The sequence below is a fragment of the Paenibacillus sp. 7523-1 genome, from assembly GCF_002276415.1.
In the GTDB taxonomy this organism is placed as follows: Bacteria; Bacillota; Bacilli; order Paenibacillales; family Paenibacillaceae; genus Paenibacillus; species Paenibacillus illinoisensis_A.
The window spans coordinates 198897-216594 of sequence record NZ_NPBR01000010.1; the positions used below are offsets into that span (position 1 = coordinate 198897).

Genomic DNA, 17698 nt, shown 5'->3' on the forward strand with positions numbered 1-17698 from the left:
GAGTTCGTGAAATACTGTCAATCGGCTTGCACCAACCGCCGACTCTCTGTCATGTACAGGACCCACTACTGTTCCTTATCATCGAAATATGTATACAATATCGGGACCATTATATAAAAAAGCACGACTAAAGTCAATATTGCTTGGTTTGTTGACTATAAATAATGCCGTTCTTCCCCATTCGGCCTAGGACAATCGAAATCGCTTGATTCCTTCTTCCAAGTTATTAATTGCCCACTGAATGTGTTCCTTGTTATCATATTGTCGATATTCGCATTCAATCCACAAAATCAGATCAAAATACAGATCATACAAGCTTCTTCGTTTTCGTTCACTATCGGTTGTGATGGCCCTACCATAACCCTTCACAAACCCTTTTGTATAATTAAAATGACTGAAGTAGTGCTCCATCAGGGGATCCGCCCAAAGGCAGCGCTCAAAATCAATAATGGCTGTAATTCGCCCCTGTTCCACAAATGCATTGCCATCCCACAGATCCCAGTGAATGAGTACCGGCTCGTTGACATCACACAACACATCCGATTTCTCCCTAATCAATTGGGCAAGCTCATCATAATCCATAGGAAGTTTTACGCCAGCCTCTCTTCCGTCGGTGAGCAGATCATCCATCAGACTCAGAAATGCTTCCTTCCAGGTGTTATACTTTGGTTTCTTTTCTGAAAAATAACCAAACTTTTCACCTTTGATCTCGTTGATCCGGCGATTGAATGCACCAAGCTGCTCTTCAATCTCTGCCTGCTCTGCTGAACTATACTGATCTTTGACCTTGTTATAAGGCTTGCCAGGCATATATTCCATCATAAAGTACTCCGCCGGAGCAAGACTGCATGTTGTATCACACGCCAATACACGGGGAACCGGTACATCACGAAGCTCTCCCACGAGACGCAGTGCCTGAACTTCTGCCATCAGGAGATCCTGCTCACAGCGCAACGGTTTACCAACCTTGGAAGGAGCGATTTTGAGCACCACCTCTTTCCCGTTGCCGAGCGAGATGTAATAAGCATGGTTGGCCCATCCGTCAATCATTTCCCTGTATTCCTGGATGCCTGTATTAAAATGTTGCTTGGCAATTGCGTTCAGCTGTTCTGATGTCAGCCTTGTTTTGTATGTACTTTCCACTTCTGCACCACCTTTTTTTATCAATACGAATTCTATTCATCGAGACCCGGTAAGCGTTTTCCACCTTCGTCCATTATGGCTCTCTTCACCCTTGATGACAATGCATTTCATCATAAAAACAGGAAAAAACCGCCCTCACTGTTACTAGGACGGTTCTCTATCTGCAATTCTATTTCACCGCGACGTAAAATAGCCGCTGCGCGCCTTCTCCAGCTTCTTTCCATGTGAAATCAGCATATACACGGACATTCCTGAATCCAGCTTTGGTCAGTTCCAGCTTCATCCAGTCCGGATCGTATGCACGCTGAACGTGAACCTCTTCGAACCGCTGGTACATGTCCTTGCCGCCGTCATCCACCCGGGAGAAAATGCTGAGATGATGCTCAATCTCACACCGTTCACGATCCATGTCGCAGGTCCAGATATAGGATACGGAGCGTTCATCCAGGACAAAAGGCTGCTCTTCTTCATAGCGGATCAAGGTGTCTGGATGGTGTACATCAAACAGGAATGTCCCTTCCGGCTTCAGCATCTCGTAGGTACGCTGGAACGTACGAATGACATCTTCCTTTTCCAGCAAATAATTAATGCAGTCACAGAATGAAATTACTGAATCTACCGGTTCGGGTACTCTCCAATCCCGCATATCCTGCTGAACCCACCGGACACTGCCTTCACGATACAATCGATGACCTTGAGGGGTTCCCTCCATTTTACTTCGCGCCACAGATAACATATCCGCAGACAGATCAATGCCCGTCACTTCAAACCCCGAGTTGACCAGTGGGATCGTAATGGACCCCGTCCCGCATCCAAGCTCGGCTACACTCTTCGGCATGCCGTGCTGCTCCCAGGCTGTTCTTGCAAACCTTATCCAGTCCGGATAAGGCATATCTTCCATTAATTCATCGTACACATAAGCAAATTTACGGTAAGACATGTCAGGCACCGCACTTTCAATTTCATTTTCCGATTCCAAAAGAAAAAGCAGGGGCGTCCGGAGTTCACCCAGCCTTGCCCTGCCTTCCTTCGTTCCAATATGTCGTTAACAATTACTTGTTTTCACTTGAATCCTTGGGAGCTGACTCCGCCAAGTACGTCCAGTTTTCCTTCTGCGTCACCAGTCCGTCTTTCATCAGCTTGCCCAAAGCACGCTTAAAAGCAGACTTGCTGATTCCAAAGCGCTGCTTGATGATATCCGGTGGAGTGGCATCCGAATAAGGCATACCGCCCGTAGGGCGCTCTTTCATAAACGCCAGAAGTTTGTCCGCATCTTCGTTACGGCCTACCTCTTTGCGAGGGGACATGGCCAGGTTAACACGCCCGTCTTCACGAACCAGCGTTACCCGGCACTTCACCTTTTCACCCAGCCGCAGCATTCTGTTGCGCTCAGATGAATGAATCATGCCGATAGCACCGAAGCCAAGTACTCCGCCTTCTACAAGCACAAAAGTACCCATCTGCAAAGGTTTGTACACCGTAGCTTCCACCCATTCGTTCAACCATGATGTTGGAGCGTGGAATGACAGGGGAGCAAGCTCACGTTCCCCCGCTAATTTGGCACGAAGACGTCCCTGCTTGTCATGTTCCATAATAACAAAAACTTCATCGCCCACGTGTGGACGTAGTTCTTCCAATTCGGGCAATTCACGGATAGGGAGCAGCAGCTGCCGTCCAAGTCCCATCTCCAGGAAACAGCCAAGGCGTGGGTGTATATCAGCCACAACCAGTCGTGCCATTTCGCCCAGAGTGAGATATGGTTTTTTCATGGTTGCTGCCAAACGGTCCTCTGTATCAAAGAACAAAAAGACCTCGAGCGTCTCCCCGATTTTGACATCCCGTGTGAGTTCCGTATAGTGAAGCAGTACATCTTCCGATCCTGTCGTCAAAAAGTAGCCAAAAGGCGATACTTCACGATCAACCGGCAGGGAGACGACCGTGCCTGCAATCAAACTCATACCGTTTCCACCACTTTGGCGTCAGACCATAGCCGTTCAATGTTGTAATATTCGCGCTCATCACGATGGAAAATATGCACAACCACGTCGCCCATATCCATCAGCACCCAACGTGCGGAATCCATGCCCTCGATTCCTTTAATGTTAACGCCAGCTGCATGTGCCTGTTTGCGAATTTCTGTTGCAATGGACTGTACCTGTGTATCGGAATTACCGTGACAGATTACGAAATAGTCTGCAACCAGAGAGATGCCTTTCAGATCGAGTGCTACAATGTTCGATGCCTTTTTATCGTCAGCGGCGGTTACCGCCATATTCATAAGTTCTTTCGATGATACTGTCATGAACCAACCTCCATATTTTATAAGTGTGCAATCAGATCATTCCGCGACAACATCGTTAGCGGATAAATGACGCGGCGCTGCGAGATCAGCAAGCTGATCGTGGAATCAAAACCGGCAATCAGTCCCTCTTCCAAGCTGCGCTCTGCCTGCTCACGAATGTGATCTACGCCTGGGAAATCTCTTCCCGGTTCAATATAGTCAGCAAGACATACGACCTTATCGAGCAGACTCATACCTACACGCCCGGAAGTGTGCCAGCGGATTGCGTTAATGATTTCCGGGTCATCAACACCATAATCGCGCTGTGCCACAAAAGCACCCACTTCAGAGTGCCAGAGCTGCTTGTCATGCAGTAAGAGTTCTTCGTTCAATCCGTTTTCACGGATGACCGCTTCCATTTCGGATACAGGCCAGTACTTGGCGACGTCATGCAGTATGGCTGCGAGGTCGGCTTTGACAGGATCCGCCCCATATTTCTCTGCCAACTGGACGGCCTTTTCCATTACACCAAGCGTATGCTTCCAGCGCTTCTCCGGCATCTGACCGGAAACAGCCTTAATTAATTCTTCACGGCTTAGTCCCATATAAACCGCTCCTTACAATATATTGATGAACTGCATCAGGGATCATGAACCGTACCGAATGCCCCTTAGCAAGTCTCCTGCGAACAGCCGTGGATGAAATGTCCACCAGGGGCATCTCGGCCAGCAGCACGCTGTCCTGCAGTTCCTCCGGCAGGTCATCCAGATGCAGCTGAAATCCTGGCCGACCCACACCAATAAAGGTTAATTTCGCTGCCAGTTCATCAATCTGTTCCCACTTCGGAAGATAGTTCACCATGTCCGCTCCGATAATGAAATAAAATTCATGCTCCGGATAACGGCGCCACAGTTCCTTCATCGTATCGATCGTATAGGACACCCCGCCGAGTTCCATTTCGATGCCCAGCACTTCATACTGTTCTACACCTTGTACCGCAGCCTCAGTCATATCCAGGCGCTGCTGTCCCGAAGCTCCAGCTCCGCGTTTATGGGGCGGAACATGGGAAGGCATAAACCAGATCTCATCCAGGGCATGTGAATCTCTAGCAGCTTCGGCAGCGAGCAGATGTCCCATATGGATCGGATCAAACGTCCCGCCCATGATGCCAATCTTCACCCGTGTCACCGTCCTAAGGAAGTTCGATTTGTTTGTTGTCGCGTGATTCCTTGTACAGGATGATGGTGCTTCCGATAATCTGCACCAGTTCGCTGCCGGTTTCCCGCGCCACTTCTTCAGCGATTTCGTTTTTGTCATCCAGACAGTTATTCAACACTTGCACTTTCATCAGTTCGCGTTTCTCAATTGCTTCTTCGATATGACGGAACAAATGATCGTTGGTGCCCCCTTTGCCGATCTGAAATACAGGGGTCAGATGATGTGCTTGTGAGCGCAAAAAGCGCTTTTGTTTACCGTTTAACATAATTACTCCATAACTCCTTATGCCCGGCAGGCACTGTAACAGCGTTTATTGTCTGTCTGTTGCCTGACCGTTCAATGATATTTTTCACTTATTAAAACTATCCAATACAGCGCGTCTCATGGTCTCAACTGGCGCAGGAATGCCGAGCCAGTGTTCAAATGCGACTGCGCCCTGATATACAAACATACCTAGTCCGCCGTGCACAACGCACCCACGCAAACGTGCTTCTCGAAGCAAGCGTGTCTCCAGCGGATTATAGATTAAATCACTCACGGCCGCACCTTCCCGAATCAACTCCGGATTCACAGGAACATCATCAATATGCGGATGCATGCCTGCCGACGTAGTGTTGATCACGATATCAGCCGAGGCTAACACAGCTGCAGCTTCTTCCATGCCGCTGCCAGTGATGTTACCCAATCCGTGCCTTCTCAAATCGGAGGCAAGAGCCTCTGCTCTCTCTGCTGTACGATTCAGGATGCTAATCCGTTCCGGCTTCTCCAGTGCCAGAGCATAGATGGCGCCTCTTGCAGCGCCTCCTGCCCCAAGAACAGCAATCTTCTTGCCTGCGAGCTCCGGCACTGCCTCCTCCTTCAACGAACGAACATAACCAATACCATCGGTATTGTACCCAGTCAGCTTACCATTATCGTTGACGATCGTGTTCACAGCACCAATCAGCCGCGCACTTTCATCAATGGCATCGAGGTATTTCATCACTTCTTCTTTGTGAGGTATTGTTACATTAACACCCCGGTACCCCAAGGCAACAATGCCTTTAACGGCTGCTTCCAGCTGCTCTGGACGAACATGAAGCGGCATATACAATCCGTTCACACCCGCTGTCGCAAGAGCCGCATTATGCATGGCTGGTGACTTGGAATGTCCAATCGGATCCCCAAAAACTCCAAGCAAAACAGGAAGTGAAGTATAGGTATTCTTTTGTTCTGGCATGCGTCCGCCCCCGATCTATAGAGAATCAATGTGCCGTATAACTAGATCAAAGATGGACGAACCAGCACTCGAATACCTTTTGGTGCATGTACAGCGACAAGCCCCCCATTCTCACCATTGACCTTGATCCAGCCCAGACCGGATATGAACACATCGGACTGGCTGCCGCGTTTGATACGGAACTCATGCCGTGTCCATTCAGGCATGTCCGCTGCATCCTCCCGGCTTGGCGGGGACAGCAGTTCTCCGGCGTGGTCACGATACAGATCATCTGCACGCTCCAGCTTCGTCCGGTGAATATCGATTGCATTGCTTGTATAACAAGTGAAGGACTGACGATCACCTTCAATGAAATCAAAACGAGCCATGGCGCCAAAGAACAGCGTCTGTCCGGCATTCAGCTGATACACAGCTGGTTTAAGCGGCTTGTCCGGCATAATGGCTGCCAGATCCTTGCGTGATACGATCTCACTGAAACGCCATGGATACACGATTCCCGGCGTATCAATAATAAATTTGCCATCATCCAATGGAATGTTGACCATATCCAGCGTCGTTCCCGGATAACGGGAGGTTGTCAGTTCCTGCTCCAAATCGCTGTAGTCACGGATCAGACGATTAATCAATGTCGATTTACCCACATTGGTACCCCCAACCACGTAAACGTCACGATCCTCGCGATACGTACCCACAAGCTCCAGCAGACGATCAAATCCCTGATTTTGCTTGGCACTGCAGAGCACGATATCCACCGTACGCAAACCTTGCTCCTTAGCCTGCTTCTGTACCCAGTTACGAACCTTGTTCCAGTTGGTTACCTTGGGAAGCAGGTCCGTTTTGTTAACAGCCAGCAGAACTGGATTGTTCCCTACAAAACGCTGCAGACCGGAAATGATGCTGCCGTCAAAGTCAAACAGATCAACGATATGGATGACAAGTGCATCCTTATCCCCGATTTTGCTGAGAAGAGCCAGGAATTCGTCCTGATCCACCGTGACGGATGATGACTCATTGTAGTTTTTGATCCGGAAACACCGCTGACATATGACCGGTTCACGATCCAGCGCTTTCTCCGGAATAAATCCCGGTTTGTCCGGATTTTCCGTTTGCAGATGCACTCCGCACCCACTGCATCTTACGGCAGGATTGCCGTTATGCGTTTCTGTCATTTCTTCTTTTCCTCCTCGAGCCATAAGCCTTTCTTGCGCAAACTGGTTAGAGCAATCCGTTCCACGCGACGATTGAAGCGGGTCATGAAACCTTCATCACCGATGGAAATGGGCAGTACCAAGACCGTGTAAAGTCCCAGTCGGTTTCCTCCATATACATCCGTAAGCATCTGATCGCCTACAACAATCGTTTTTTCTGGAGTAAGCTCCATCATCTTCATTGCTCTACGAAACGGTGCATTCGATGGTTTGCGTGCACTATGCACAAACTGGATATCCAGCGGAGTCGCAAACAAAGATACACGGTTCAAATTGTTATTGGACACGATCATCAGCTTGAAACCCGCCTCTTTCACACGCGCAAACCATTCAATCAGTTCCGGTGTGGCATCAGGAGCTTTGGCACCGACAAGCGTATTATCCAGATCAGTTATAATTCCACGGTAGCCTTGAGCGTACAGCTCTTCCAGATTTATGTCAAAAACCGTGTCTACTCGCAGCTTGGGCATTAACATTTTAAACAAAGAAGTCACCTCAGTTTCATACGACACACTATATCACAAATCCGTCTTTCCTGAAAATGCATACAGTGCCTGATGGTATGGGAAAAAGGAAAAACGGGACGGGCATACTCTATGCCCGTTCCGCTTTGAGTTCCTTGCGCAGCTTCGAGGCTGTCTCATAGACTGCCTTCCAATCGTCCGAAGTAACGGAAGCAGGGCTGTAACGCGTGCGTTCAAACATCGCCAGCAGTTCTTGCAGCGTTGTTGCCGCAGCCGGTTTGGCCTGACTCCATCGGTTGACAGACTCGCGCAGGGTCTCGTCTGCGCTTCGGGTCAATCCTTTTCGTTTCACATAGCGAATCCAGCGTTCCGTCTCTGCAACAACTTTCTGCTCGGGGGTAAGTGGTCCGCCGGTGCGCAGACGCAGAAGCCAGAAACGGAGTGAGAAGCGGTTCCGCCAGAACATATAAGCAACCCATAGGGCAAGTACAGCCACCGCCGCCCAGATCACAAAAGCGGGAATGCCGGATGCTGCTTGTTCAGGTGCAGGTGCTTGCTCTTCTTCAACAACCTGTTCTTCTTCTGGTTGTTCTTCAGGCTCGTCTACTGGCTGTACATCAGGCTGTTCCGTCAACAGAGGCATATCGAAGCCAGGTGTCGCTTCAACTGGAATCCATCCGTATTCGCCAAAGTACACCTCAGCCCAGGAATGGGCATCTGCATTGGTCACGGTATACGTCGTCTCAATTTCAGAACCAGGCTGGCGTGGTGCCTGCATGTCGGAATTAAGAGACATTTGCCCAGGGGCATACCCTTTTACCCAGCGGGCAGGAATACCTTCCGAACGTGCCATCATGACGAGTGCCGTAGAGAAATAATCACAGTACCCCTCACGGATGTCAAACAAAAATCCTTCAACAAAATCATTGCTTACTTTTCGGGATAAATCGGGATTGTTAGTGTAATTAAAGTTTTGTTGTAAGTAGTTTTGCAGTAATGCGACCTTTTCATACGGCGTATTTGCCGCTGCTGTTATTTCGGCCGCAAGCTCTGTCACCCGGTCCGGGAAGCGGGAAGGCATCTGCAGATACATGTCATCTGCAGGATTGCTTCCATATAGATCATCAAACGTCTTGGTACGGAGCTCATCTTCCACGATGACTGGTGCTTCGGATACAACCGTATACGTTTTAGGGAATTGCGGCTGCTGCCGATCTGTGACAATGTGCAGCTCTGCCTGATTGGCATTCCACAGCATCCGGCCTGATTCGTTCTCACCATTGACCGAACTTACTTCGGTTATGGAATACGCACCAAAGAGGATTGGATATACACTATCGTTCAACATGGTTACCTTTTGCGTCACTTGCTTGGTATTTACGTTGCCCGCATCCTCATTCTCAAGAGCTTGTCCAATTTCTACATCTTCCGAGGACACCCGTCTGCGGTCATCCCACCCTGTACCGGTGTACTCTTCCCGGGTTTCACCCCGCCAGTAACTCCGTTCATTCGTCGTTACCGACATGACTGGTGTGTAGTCAAAGTTGAATCCACCACCCAGCTGGTTATCTTCACGGCTGTATCCGGACTCTGTGGAACTTGGAATATCCAGCGTCCCGTTGCCGGTCTGGCTAGTAGAGCTTCCGGTATAGTTACGCCATGCCGTATAAGGATCTGTCAGCGTAGGCGGTACTTCAGGCATATTAACACTCGCTACAATAATCAGAGAAAAAATAATTGCGATGTTGGCGAGTATTTTGTACGGATAACGGAGCAATCGTTTCCAGCCCTGTGGGTAGTTCAATTGAAAGTTGCGGAAGTGCTGGCAGACGAGCCACCCCATCCCGGCAAACATGACCCAGGCCACTTCAATCCAGAGTGGAATCTGGGTGAAGGAATCCAGGATACCCATCGAAACGATGTTCACACCCAGAAAAACAAGAATACGGCGTGTTGTCGTCACCAGACGAAGAGCCGCTTCGAGCATAACCCATGCGCATAGGGAGAACCAGATGTACGGGGTCAAATGCAGCAGAAATTGCTCCGTGCGGTCGCTCAGTGTACCGTAAGGAATGTAGACAGAGAAATCAATAAGCGTTTTATGCAAAATATAAATAAGCACAATGGCCTTGATGATGTTACGATATATTGTTTTGAAAGGTAAAATAATCTCCAGTACACTGACCGCAGCCAGCGTCCATAATACCAATGATGTCGTCTCGGTGTACCAGGATTCCTGTGTAAACGAAATCCACTGCATCCCTATCAGGAAAATCCAGAGCAGCGACGCTGCATGGTACCAGGATCTTTTCCCCATCGACTGTTCTCTACTATTCGTACTCATACAGAACCTCCCCCCATAACCGTTGGAAGTTCCTGCAGATGGGAAACAACAAAGGATCTCGTGCCTCTTCCTCGCAGCATGGCGGCCCATTCGGCACTCTGGCGTGACTCCTTGGTATCAAGGATAATATGGCACGGAGTCATCCCACGCGTATCAGCCCACCGCAGCAGTTCCAGTACTTTTTCATCCTTCTGGGGAGATATGACTACAAAATAAGCGCCCTGCGGCAGCTGACGAGCAAGCTTCTCAATACCTGGCAGCAGTCTTTTGTCCTGACCATCATTCTGAACATCCACCAGATGATGCATCATCTTCTGCCGGTCCATCAGGCTTTCGCTTGGAGGAAGCAGCGTCGTTTGGTCAGATAGCGTCATCAGCCCCATACCCATCCGTTCTCTCGTACCATACTCCAATAGCGATGCAGCCGTGGAAACCGCCAGCTCAAATGTTTCCCCCTGCTCGTAACTGCCCGCCAGAGCGTCAAGTACCAAAATGGTTTTGGGTATCGACTCATGTTCAAACTCCTTGGATTTCCATGTTCCTGTCTTGGCTGTAGCATTCCAGTGAATGCGGGACAGCCTGTCGCCATACACGTAATCACGAACACCGTTAATTTGAGTGGTTTCCCTGCGGGAACGCGTCTGCGCGGTTTGTGGACCAGATAGTCGTGATTTACGATCGTACAGCTGCCAGTAGGGTATGAATACGGTACGAGGCAGCACCCTAAACTCCCCTTTGGCCTTGAATGTACCGCGGTGCTCAATCAGGCCAAAGATATCTTCGCTTGCACATTCCGTTTCGGAAAACGCATATTTGCCGCGCTCCAGCGGCGGAGTCTGGAAAGACAGCTCTCCATTTCCCCGCATGTTCGGAATCAGGCTCTCCCTGAAGGACCAGGATTCCCCGTTATGACGATGCAGCATTTCACGGACAACCACGTAAGGCAGCGGCAAAAACCCGGGAATGGTCAACCTGAGCTTCACCTGGACCTGGTCACCGGCATGCAGCAGCTCTTCATGGTCCTGCCCCGATGATAGCATTCGTACACCGCGTGCGCGTCTTACTCCACTGAATCCGGCAATGGCAAGATACAGACAAAGGAGGGTCACCATCGAAAGCAGCATGATGGATGTTTTCCCACCCTGGAATAATACATAGGCCAAGCAGCAAATCCACACCGCCGCGATACTCCATACGCGGGGGTGGCGCATTCCTCTTCTGACATTACTCAAAAGCGGCTTCATGAATTATTGCCCCATGGAGACGGGCACACGAACCTGCTGAAGTACAGAATTGAGTACGGCTTCAGAGCTCATGCTGTCCAGTCTCGCTTCAGGACGCAGTACAATCCGATGCGAAAGGACGTACGGGGCCATCGTTTTCACGTCATCCGGGAGCACATAATCACGTTCCTGCAGGAAGGCAAACGCCTTCACCGCCATCATGAATGAAATGGCTGCACGCGGGCTGGCCCCCAGCAGCACGGACGGATGCGAACGTGTATTGCGAACGACATCAAGCAGATAGTCCATGACCGGATCACCGATGAAGACTTCCTTGATCTCCTGCTGAATCGCCGATATCTGGTCCATGTGAGTTACGGACTCCAGTCGGTCCACGGGCTGACCTGACTGATGCTGCTTCAGCAATGTTTTCTCAATATCCTTGTCGGGATAACCCAAACTTATTTTCAGCATAAACCGGTCGAGCTGTGCTTCCGGCAATGTATACGTTCCCTCAAAATCGATTGGATTCTGTGTAGCACAGAGCATGAACGGGTGCGGCAGATCATAGGTATCGCCATCTACCGTTACACTGCGCTCTTCCATGACTTCCAGCAGTGCTGACTGGGTCTTCGTTGTTGCCCTGTTGATCTCATCCGCCAGAAGGATGTTGGTCATGACCGGACCCGGACGGAAATAAAAGCGCTCGTCACGCGGGTGGAATACGGATACACCTGTAATATCACTTGGTAAAATATCTGGATTACATTGAATGCGGCGGTATTCTCCGCGCATGGATTTCGATAATGCTTTGATCAACTGTGTCTTGCCTGTTCCGGGTACGTCTTCGATCAGAACGTGTCCGCCTGCAAGCAAAGCTGTGAGCAAAAGTTGAATTTCAAAGGATTTCCCCATTATGCAAGATTCTAGATTAGAACGAACTGCTGAAATGATTTGGATCGACTCTTTGCGCACAGGCATGTGGTCTAACCTCCTAAAAAAGCATACAGATTTCCTTTTATTGTACATGAACAACGGGCGCGAGTACACTCGAAGAGAATCACAATTTGTTTCCAGCCGTCAGATTGGCCGCCATTCTCGCATGATTGCGACAAAAAGCCCCGGATGTTAAACATCCGGAGCCTCTTAGTGTATACATATATGGCTAAAACCATTTGACTGCGCCTTGTCAGCCTTTCGGCCGAACCACCAGCGCGGCGAGAAAGGAGAAGATAATCGCCGCTGATATCCCTGCAGCCGTCAAGTCGAATATCCCGGTAATAACTCCGATCCATCCCACCTTTTCAAGCTCGGTCAATGCCCCGTGCACAAGTGAATTGCCAAAACTCGTAATGGGGATGGATGCTCCAGCTCCTGCAAATTTAATCAGGGGATCATACCATCCGAGCGCATCCGCAACCGCTCCTGCCACAACGAGTGTACTCATCGTGTGAGCTGGCGTCAGCTTGACGCCATCCATGAGCAGCTGACCCACCACGCAGATCAGTCCTCCAACAATAAATGCCCATAAAAATTGCATCGTTTATCCCTCCTTCTCAATGGCTACAGCGTGTGCAATACATGGGATGCTCTCGCCCTGCTGGTAGGAAATCGGTGACAGCAATGCACCCGTGGCCACAACCAGTACCCGTTTGAGATCGCCTTTTTGCATCCGGTTCAATATATGTCCATACGTTACAGTCGCTGAGCAGCCGCAGCCGCTGCCGCCTGCTACAACAAATGGCTGCTTCTCCCGATCATAAATCATGAGTCCACAGTCATTAAACGTCGTTTGTTCCATGGGGATGCCTTCCTTTTGCAACAGTTCTTTCGTGATGGGATGTCCAACCGAAGCCAAATCACCAGTAACGATAAGATCGTAATACCCGGGTTGAAGCCCCGTATCCCGGAAATGAGACACAATGGTATCTGCTGCTGCTGGGGCCATGGCTGCCCCCATGTTAAACGGATCCTTGATGCCAAGATCCATGACCCGTCCAATCGTTGCCCGCGTGACAACTGGGCCTTCCCCTGAGCGGGAGACTACGCCGCAACCAGATCCGGTTACGGTGTACTGTGCATAAGGAGGTTTCTGGGATCCATACTCGGTCGGGTAGCGGAACTGCTTCTCCACTGTGCAGTTATGGCTGACCGTACCGGCGAGGACATAATCACCTCCACCAGAATCGACAATCAGGGATGCTAATGCAAGACTCTCCATGGAAGTCGAACAAGCCCCAAATATACCGAGGTAAGGAGCTCCCAGTTTCCGAGCCGAAAAGGAACTGCTGATGATCTGGTTGAGGAGATCGCCACCAATGAAAAACTGCAGCTCTTCCTTTGTGATGTTTGCATTGATGAGTGCCAGCTGTGTAGCTTGCTCAAGCAGCTTGCGCTCCCCTTTTTCCCATGTTTTCTCACCAATCTCCAGATTGTCATAGACGTAATCGAAATCGGCTGACAGTGGTCCAGCTCCCTCCTCTGGCCCAACAACCGCAGCCCTGCCGATAATCCGAGGGCGATTCTCAAACTCCCAGGTTTGGCGTCCGACAAGCTTCATAGATGCCCACCTCCTAATCCAAGGAAGGCGTAAATGATACCTATAATAAAGGCAGCCACGACGCCAAATACGATAACCGATCCGGCTAGCTTAAACATGTTGGCTCCTACGCCAAGGACAAGTCCCTCCGCACGGTGCTCCAATGCTGCTGAACACATCGAGTTGGCAAAGCCGGTAACCGGGACCGCTGTTCCTGCTCCGGCCCACTGGGCGATTTTATCGTAGACCCCAAGGCAGGTGAGGATAACCGAGATCAGGATCATGACCGCAACCGTAGGACTGGCCGCTTCCTTTGAAGTCATATCGAAACCTGCCTTGAATGCTTCCTGGATAGCCTGTCCAATGATGCAAATGAATCCCCCGACAAAGAAAGCCTTAATGCAATTCGCAAGGATCGGACGAGACGGCTCATGCTTCTTGGCTACTTTCTTGTAATCCTGTTCGCTGATGGACAGGGATGATGATTTTTTTCCGTTACCGGATCCTTTGGTTTGAGCTGGCAAGATTCAGAACCTCCTTAGAAATCGAATAGGTCGCACAGCTTGTCGCTGCATCTCGTGTGGAATCCTATGTTCATTGTTTGTTAATCGTGGGAAGGTTATGTATCCGGCGAATTGCATCAATTGTTTCCAGTTGGGGAGAGAACGGTTTAGCAGCTTAAATTCAATACGCCGGATTAGAGAGAAGCTGAGCTAATTGCACAACAGTCAGGTCTGAAGTATTTCCCTATAAATAAAGAAGTACGATGACGAGCAAAATAAAAAGGACGATAAAAAGGATATCTTCATTGCCTTCATGAGGTGGCTTCATCTGGTGTCCCAACTCCTTCCTGTCGTCAAGCAAACGAATAAAAAATCCTGGTTATGGGAACGCATGGAGCATCTCAACTCATGCATATTCAATCATGCTGTGGAAGGGGTGAGGGAAAAGCCTAATCCAAAAGGAAACTTCATGTTCATTGTACTAACGCTCCAGTCGATACGTGACACAGACATGGACAATTAGGTGCGCAAGGTTCATACTGTAATGTGACCAGTGGTTAATAATGTCCTTTATTAATGGAGGACAACAGTCCGCAGCCGTTCTGTCGAGACTGTCATACATACAAGCAGAGGAGTTGTCGACACATGAATGAAAAAACAATGGAGATGTTTCGTACGTTAACGGAATTCCCTTCCGCTTCCGGATTCGAGCGCGAGCTTCGCGGATGGATGAAGGAGCAGCTCTCCCAATATACAGAGGAATTTGTCCAGGATCGTCTGGGAAGCCTTTTCGGTGTACTGCGAGGTGAAGAATCAGGCCCGAAAGTTATGGTAGCCGGACACTTTGATGAAGTGGGCTTCATGACAACAGGCATTACGGAAACGGGCATGGTAAAATTTCGACCGCTTGGTGGATGGTGGAGTCAGGCTGTTCTGTCTCAGCGCCTACAGATCATCACTCCGGATCGCCGTATTACGGGCGTTGTAGGTTCTACGCCTACTCACTTGCTGGATGAGTCCCAACGGAGCAAACCGGTTGATCTGAATCACATGTACCTGGATATTGGTGCGGATAACCGTGCAGAAGCCGAATCTTGGGGGATTCACCCAGGCATGCAAATCGTGCCGATCTGTGAATTCACACCCATGACGAACCCGAAAAAAATCATGGCAAAAGCCTGGGATAACCGCTACGGAGTCGGACTTGCCCTTGAGCTCGTTGAGGCACTCCACCAAGAGAAGCTTCCAAACACGCTGTATTGCGGTGCAACAGTTCAGGAAGAATTGGGGCTTCGCGGTGCGCGTACAGCTGCCAATCTGATTGAACCAGACATCTTCTTCGCACTGGACTGCAGTGCAGCCAATGACATGACAGGTGACAAACAGTCCTTCGGACACATTGGGCAAGGTGCTCTGCTTCGTATTTTCGATCCAGGCATGTTCACTCACCGCGGTATGGTGGAATATGTGCAGGATACAGCTTCTTCGAACCAGATCAAGATGCAGTACTTTATCTCTCCTGGTGGCACGGATGCAGGACAAGTTCATCTGAGCGGAATTGGTGTACCTTCAACGGTCATTGGGATCTGCGCTCGTTATATCCACACCTCATCTTCCATCATTCACACCGATGACTATGACGCTGCCAAGGCACTGCTTGTCAAATTGGTGAAGGGTTTAGATCGTACGACCATGAACACCATTATTGAAAACGCGTGAATGCTCAGCGAGTGACAGAATTGAAAAACTCTGGTTGATCTCCCTCCAGATAAAGAGGCGTTCCGACTTTGGTTGGATTGTCTCTTTTTTTTGCGTAAAAATAGATTAATAGTTCGAACATTACAGGAAATCACACATAAGATACAACAACGAAAGAGAACAAAACACCAAGCAGTGGGGGACCTGTTATGGCAGTGGGAAGGAATGGAAAATCGAATAAAGGATCCAAAAAAACAAATGCCGCAAGCTCCCTTCTCAATGGCAATCTTAAAGGTAGAAACCTAGAACTCATCGTTGCAGCATTGCTTGTTAGCGGTAAATTAAGAGTTGATGCTGTCACCTTGTTTCGTGAAGCCACTCTGGTCGTTGAGCTGGTTGGACAGTATAAAACACTAACAAACATTAACCCTTCGAATGCCGATAAACTGGTCCAATTTCTTGACGAGATGGGCGATGTGACTCTGGATGATGTGATGCGAGCTTTCCAAAAAAGAATGAATTCCTAAATGGAATGGAATGAAATGAGGTTGGGATGATGTCTGACTTTGACGGAACTGGATTTGCAGAGCTATTAATTGTAGTTATCCTTGTTGTGTTATTTGTATTCGGCTCCTCGGATATTGATGAGCTTACCGATTCCCCATCCTCTTCCTGAACCTTGCTCCCAGTTGGTTTAGCCCCTTGAACTATACACATGGTAAGGTTTAACACAGGATTCGGAGGGCCAACAAAAAAACGCCAGTCCATATATTCCGGACTGGCGTTTTTGAACTTCATGTTGCTGTTCAGCACGTTTGCATGATCTGATTCAAACCACGATGCCTATTGCTCTGAGTTACAGAAATAACGGCGAAAATGCGATCCATGCCAAAATAAGCGTTAGCACAATACATACATTCTCGACCACGGCTCCATGTTTGGTCCCCGTGCTCATCAAATTCGCCCGGATCCTCCACTTGAGTGGCGGAAGCGGACGAATCCCGCGATTCGTCAACGAATCTGCAAGCAGATGCATGGCATAGGCTACTCCTCCGGCAACCCAAATCTCAGGTCCCTGCTCATGCGTTGTGCTGTACAGTAGTCCTCCCCAAACTGCAGTTCCATAGACCGTATGGGTTAAACCTCTGTGGGTCAGCGTAGTACATAACATGAGCAGACTCCCTGCAATCAGATTCCATGGTGCGAGAGCGTGACCGTAGAATACTAAGCCCAGTCCGATGGCGAACATCAACACTTTGCGGAGCGAACGCGATGGCAGGAAAGATACCAGCCCGACCAAGATGGCCAGCAGCAGATTCCAAGGCTTCGCCTGCACATAAAAATACACAAATACGGCTGTAGGCAGCAAAATGGTTTGCAGCAGCCTGATCAAACTATTGGGCAGCGCCTTGGATACCAATAAGGAATTCGGCTCATCAATGTCCGGCAGCAGCGAGCCAATGAGCGCAACCGTAACAGCCGGTGCCGTGACTTGCACACCCATCAGCTGCAGTACTGAAAGTGAAACGCCTGTTCCAATAATCAGGTGGGATCTTCCCATCATGATGCGAAAACTTCCTTTCGAAGAAATAGGGAACATCATATCCCATTCTCGATGTTACAACGAAACTAAAAAGAGAACAATAGTTCGTATTTCTTATTTTAATGCAGAGTCTCGACCTCATTACCTCTATTCTCTTCATGCTCATATAAAAAACAGTTTCCATGACCGGGCTCACACTTTTTAATTTGTGCTACTTATCTCTTTCTTAGTGAAATAAATCACATTAAGTGTTAACAATTCACGGTATGATTCAAATATAAACCACTAAAAATGTTGATATTGTCCAGTGTTAAA

Annotated in this window: 19 protein-coding genes and 1 other annotated feature (1 of these 20 running past the window's edge); of the genes, 2 read left to right on the forward strand and 17 right to left on the reverse strand. The window is 49.1% G+C overall.

The window, feature by feature from the left end; translation table 11 throughout:
- Positions 1-91 (reverse strand) — a binding site (T-box leader); it reaches 175 nt to the left of the window's first position.
- Positions 92-186: 95 nt separating this feature from the next.
- The 16 genes from CHH60_RS12985 to spoVAC form a co-directional block, all read right to left on the reverse strand.
- Entirely contained in the window at positions 187-1167 is a 981-nt protein-coding gene (locus tag CHH60_RS12985; protein WP_176476052.1) for a phosphotransferase family protein, read from the reverse strand.
- Between the two features lie 145 nt (positions 1168-1312).
- On the reverse strand, positions 1313-2083 hold the full coding sequence (locus CHH60_RS12990; RefSeq protein ID WP_095359827.1) for a class I SAM-dependent DNA methyltransferase: 771 nt from the start codon (positions 2081-2083) through the stop codon (positions 1313-1315).
- 112 nt (positions 2084-2195) lie between these two features.
- Positions 2196-3101, reverse strand: coding sequence for a CvfB family protein (locus CHH60_RS12995; protein ID WP_095359531.1), 906 nt, complete (start codon positions 3099-3101; stop codon positions 2196-2198).
- Positions 3098-3445: a ribosome silencing factor gene (gene rsfS / locus CHH60_RS13000; RefSeq protein ID WP_095289811.1), complete on the reverse strand. Its 348-nt coding sequence runs from the start codon at positions 3443-3445 to the stop codon at positions 3098-3100. The genes CHH60_RS12995 and rsfS overlap by 4 nt, the downstream gene beginning before the upstream one ends.
- A 17-nt stretch (positions 3446-3462) precedes the next feature.
- Positions 3463-4029, reverse strand: coding sequence for a bis(5'-nucleosyl)-tetraphosphatase (symmetrical) YqeK (gene yqeK, locus CHH60_RS13005; RefSeq protein WP_095359532.1), 567 nt, complete (start codon positions 4027-4029; stop codon positions 3463-3465).
- Positions 4013-4603: a nicotinate-nucleotide adenylyltransferase gene (locus CHH60_RS13010; protein ID WP_095359533.1), complete on the reverse strand. Its 591-nt coding sequence runs from the start codon at positions 4601-4603 to the stop codon at positions 4013-4015. Before CHH60_RS13010 ends, yqeK begins: the two co-directional genes overlap by 17 nt.
- 13 nt (positions 4604-4616) lie before the next feature.
- Positions 4617-4907 (reverse strand): ribosome assembly RNA-binding protein YhbY, encoded by a 291-nt coding sequence (yhbY, locus tag CHH60_RS13015; RefSeq protein ID WP_095289806.1) that lies wholly within the window; start codon positions 4905-4907, stop codon positions 4617-4619.
- A gap of 84 nt (positions 4908-4991) precedes the next feature.
- Positions 4992-5861: a shikimate dehydrogenase gene (gene aroE / locus CHH60_RS13020; protein ID WP_095359534.1), complete on the reverse strand. Its 870-nt coding sequence runs from the start codon at positions 5859-5861 to the stop codon at positions 4992-4994.
- Positions 5862-5902: 41 nt separating this feature from the next.
- Complete coding sequence (gene yqeH / locus CHH60_RS13025) at positions 5903-7030, reverse strand: ribosome biogenesis GTPase YqeH (protein WP_095359535.1); 1128 nt, start codon at positions 7028-7030, stop codon at positions 5903-5905.
- Positions 7027-7554 (reverse strand): YqeG family HAD IIIA-type phosphatase, encoded by a 528-nt coding sequence (locus tag CHH60_RS13030; RefSeq protein WP_095359536.1) that lies wholly within the window; start codon positions 7552-7554, stop codon positions 7027-7029. Before CHH60_RS13030 ends, yqeH begins: the two co-directional genes overlap by 4 nt.
- Before the next feature lie 109 nt (positions 7555-7663).
- Entirely contained in the window at positions 7664-9877 is a 2214-nt protein-coding gene (locus tag CHH60_RS13035; RefSeq protein ID WP_095359537.1) for a transglutaminase TgpA family protein, read from the reverse strand.
- A complete protein-coding gene (locus CHH60_RS13040) occupies positions 9874-11088 on the reverse strand; it encodes a DUF58 domain-containing protein (protein WP_255247909.1) in 1215 nt (404 codons plus the stop codon). The genes CHH60_RS13035 and CHH60_RS13040 overlap by 4 nt, the downstream gene beginning before the upstream one ends.
- Positions 11089-11124: 36 nt before the next feature.
- Complete coding sequence (locus CHH60_RS13045; RefSeq protein ID WP_095359539.1) at positions 11125-12081, reverse strand: AAA family ATPase; 957 nt, start codon at positions 12079-12081, stop codon at positions 11125-11127.
- 208 nt (positions 12082-12289) lie between these two features.
- Positions 12290-12640 carry a stage V sporulation protein AE gene (gene spoVAE, locus CHH60_RS13050; protein WP_095359540.1) on the reverse strand — a complete coding sequence of 117 codons (351 nt, stop codon included), beginning with the start codon at positions 12638-12640 and terminating at the stop codon, positions 12290-12292.
- 3 nt (positions 12641-12643) lie between these two features.
- Positions 12644-13660, reverse strand: a complete 1017-nt coding sequence (gene spoVAD / locus CHH60_RS13055) for a stage V sporulation protein AD (RefSeq protein WP_095359541.1) — start codon at positions 13658-13660, stop codon at positions 12644-12646.
- Positions 13657-14163, reverse strand: a complete 507-nt coding sequence (gene spoVAC / locus CHH60_RS13060; RefSeq protein WP_176476053.1) for a stage V sporulation protein AC — start codon at positions 14161-14163, stop codon at positions 13657-13659. Before spoVAC ends, spoVAD begins: the two co-directional genes overlap by 4 nt.
- Before the next feature lie 624 nt (positions 14164-14787).
- Here spoVAC and CHH60_RS13070 point away from each other — a divergent pair.
- Positions 14788-15861, forward strand: coding sequence for a M42 family metallopeptidase (locus CHH60_RS13070; protein ID WP_095359544.1), 1074 nt, complete (start codon positions 14788-14790; stop codon positions 15859-15861).
- 188 nt (positions 15862-16049) lie between these two features.
- Positions 16050-16367, forward strand: coding sequence for a hypothetical protein (locus CHH60_RS13075; RefSeq protein WP_095359545.1), 318 nt, complete (start codon positions 16050-16052; stop codon positions 16365-16367).
- 329 nt (positions 16368-16696) lie between these two features.
- Here CHH60_RS13075 and CHH60_RS13080 read toward each other — a convergent pair whose 3' ends face one another.
- On the reverse strand, positions 16697-17404 hold the full coding sequence (locus CHH60_RS13080; RefSeq protein WP_095359546.1) for a metal-dependent hydrolase: 708 nt from the start codon (positions 17402-17404) through the stop codon (positions 16697-16699).
- Positions 17405-17698 lie beyond the last annotated feature (294 nt).

Excerpts from the sequence above, each read along its gene's own strand:
- CHH60_RS12995 (WP_095359531.1), bottom strand. The coding sequence starts at position 3,101 with ATGAGTTTGATTGCAGGCACGGTCGTCTCCCTGCCGGTTGATCGTGAA.
- CHH60_RS13075 (WP_095359545.1), top strand. The coding sequence starts at position 16,050 with ATGGCAGTGGGAAGGAATGGAAAATCGAATAAAGGATCCAAAAAAACA.
- yhbY (WP_095289806.1), bottom strand. The coding sequence starts at position 4,907 with ATGTTAAACGGTAAACAAAAGCGCTTTTTGCGCTCACAAGCACATCAT.
- spoVAE (WP_095359540.1), bottom strand. The coding sequence starts at position 12,640 with ATGCAATTTTTATGGGCATTTATTGTTGGAGGACTGATCTGCGTGGTG.
- yqeH (WP_095359535.1), bottom strand. The coding sequence starts at position 7,030 with ATGACAGAAACGCATAACGGCAATCCTGCCGTAAGATGCAGTGGGTGC.
- CHH60_RS13045 (WP_095359539.1), bottom strand. The coding sequence starts at position 12,081 with ATGCCTGTGCGCAAAGAGTCGATCCAAATCATTTCAGCAGTTCGTTCT.
- CHH60_RS13070 (WP_095359544.1), top strand. The coding sequence starts at position 14,788 with ATGAATGAAAAAACAATGGAGATGTTTCGTACGTTAACGGAATTCCCT.
- aroE (WP_095359534.1), bottom strand. The coding sequence starts at position 5,861 with ATGCCAGAACAAAAGAATACCTATACTTCACTTCCTGTTTTGCTTGGA.
- spoVAD (WP_095359541.1), bottom strand. The coding sequence starts at position 13,660 with ATGAAGCTTGTCGGACGCCAAACCTGGGAGTTTGAGAATCGCCCTCGG.
- rsfS (WP_095289811.1), bottom strand. The coding sequence starts at position 3,445 with ATGACAGTATCATCGAAAGAACTTATGAATATGGCGGTAACCGCCGCT.
- CHH60_RS12990 (WP_095359827.1), bottom strand. The coding sequence starts at position 2,083 with ATGTCTTACCGTAAATTTGCTTATGTGTACGATGAATTAATGGAAGAT.
- CHH60_RS13035 (WP_095359537.1), bottom strand. The coding sequence starts at position 9,877 with ATGAGTACGAATAGTAGAGAACAGTCGATGGGGAAAAGATCCTGGTAC.
- yqeK (WP_095359532.1), bottom strand. The coding sequence starts at position 4,029 with ATGGGACTAAGCCGTGAAGAATTAATTAAGGCTGTTTCCGGTCAGATG.
- CHH60_RS13080 (WP_095359546.1), bottom strand. The coding sequence starts at position 17,404 with ATGATGGGAAGATCCCACCTGATTATTGGAACAGGCGTTTCACTTTCA.
- CHH60_RS13040 (WP_255247909.1), bottom strand. The coding sequence starts at position 11,088 with ATGCGCCACCCCCGCGTATGGAGTATCGCGGCGGTGTGGATTTGCTGC.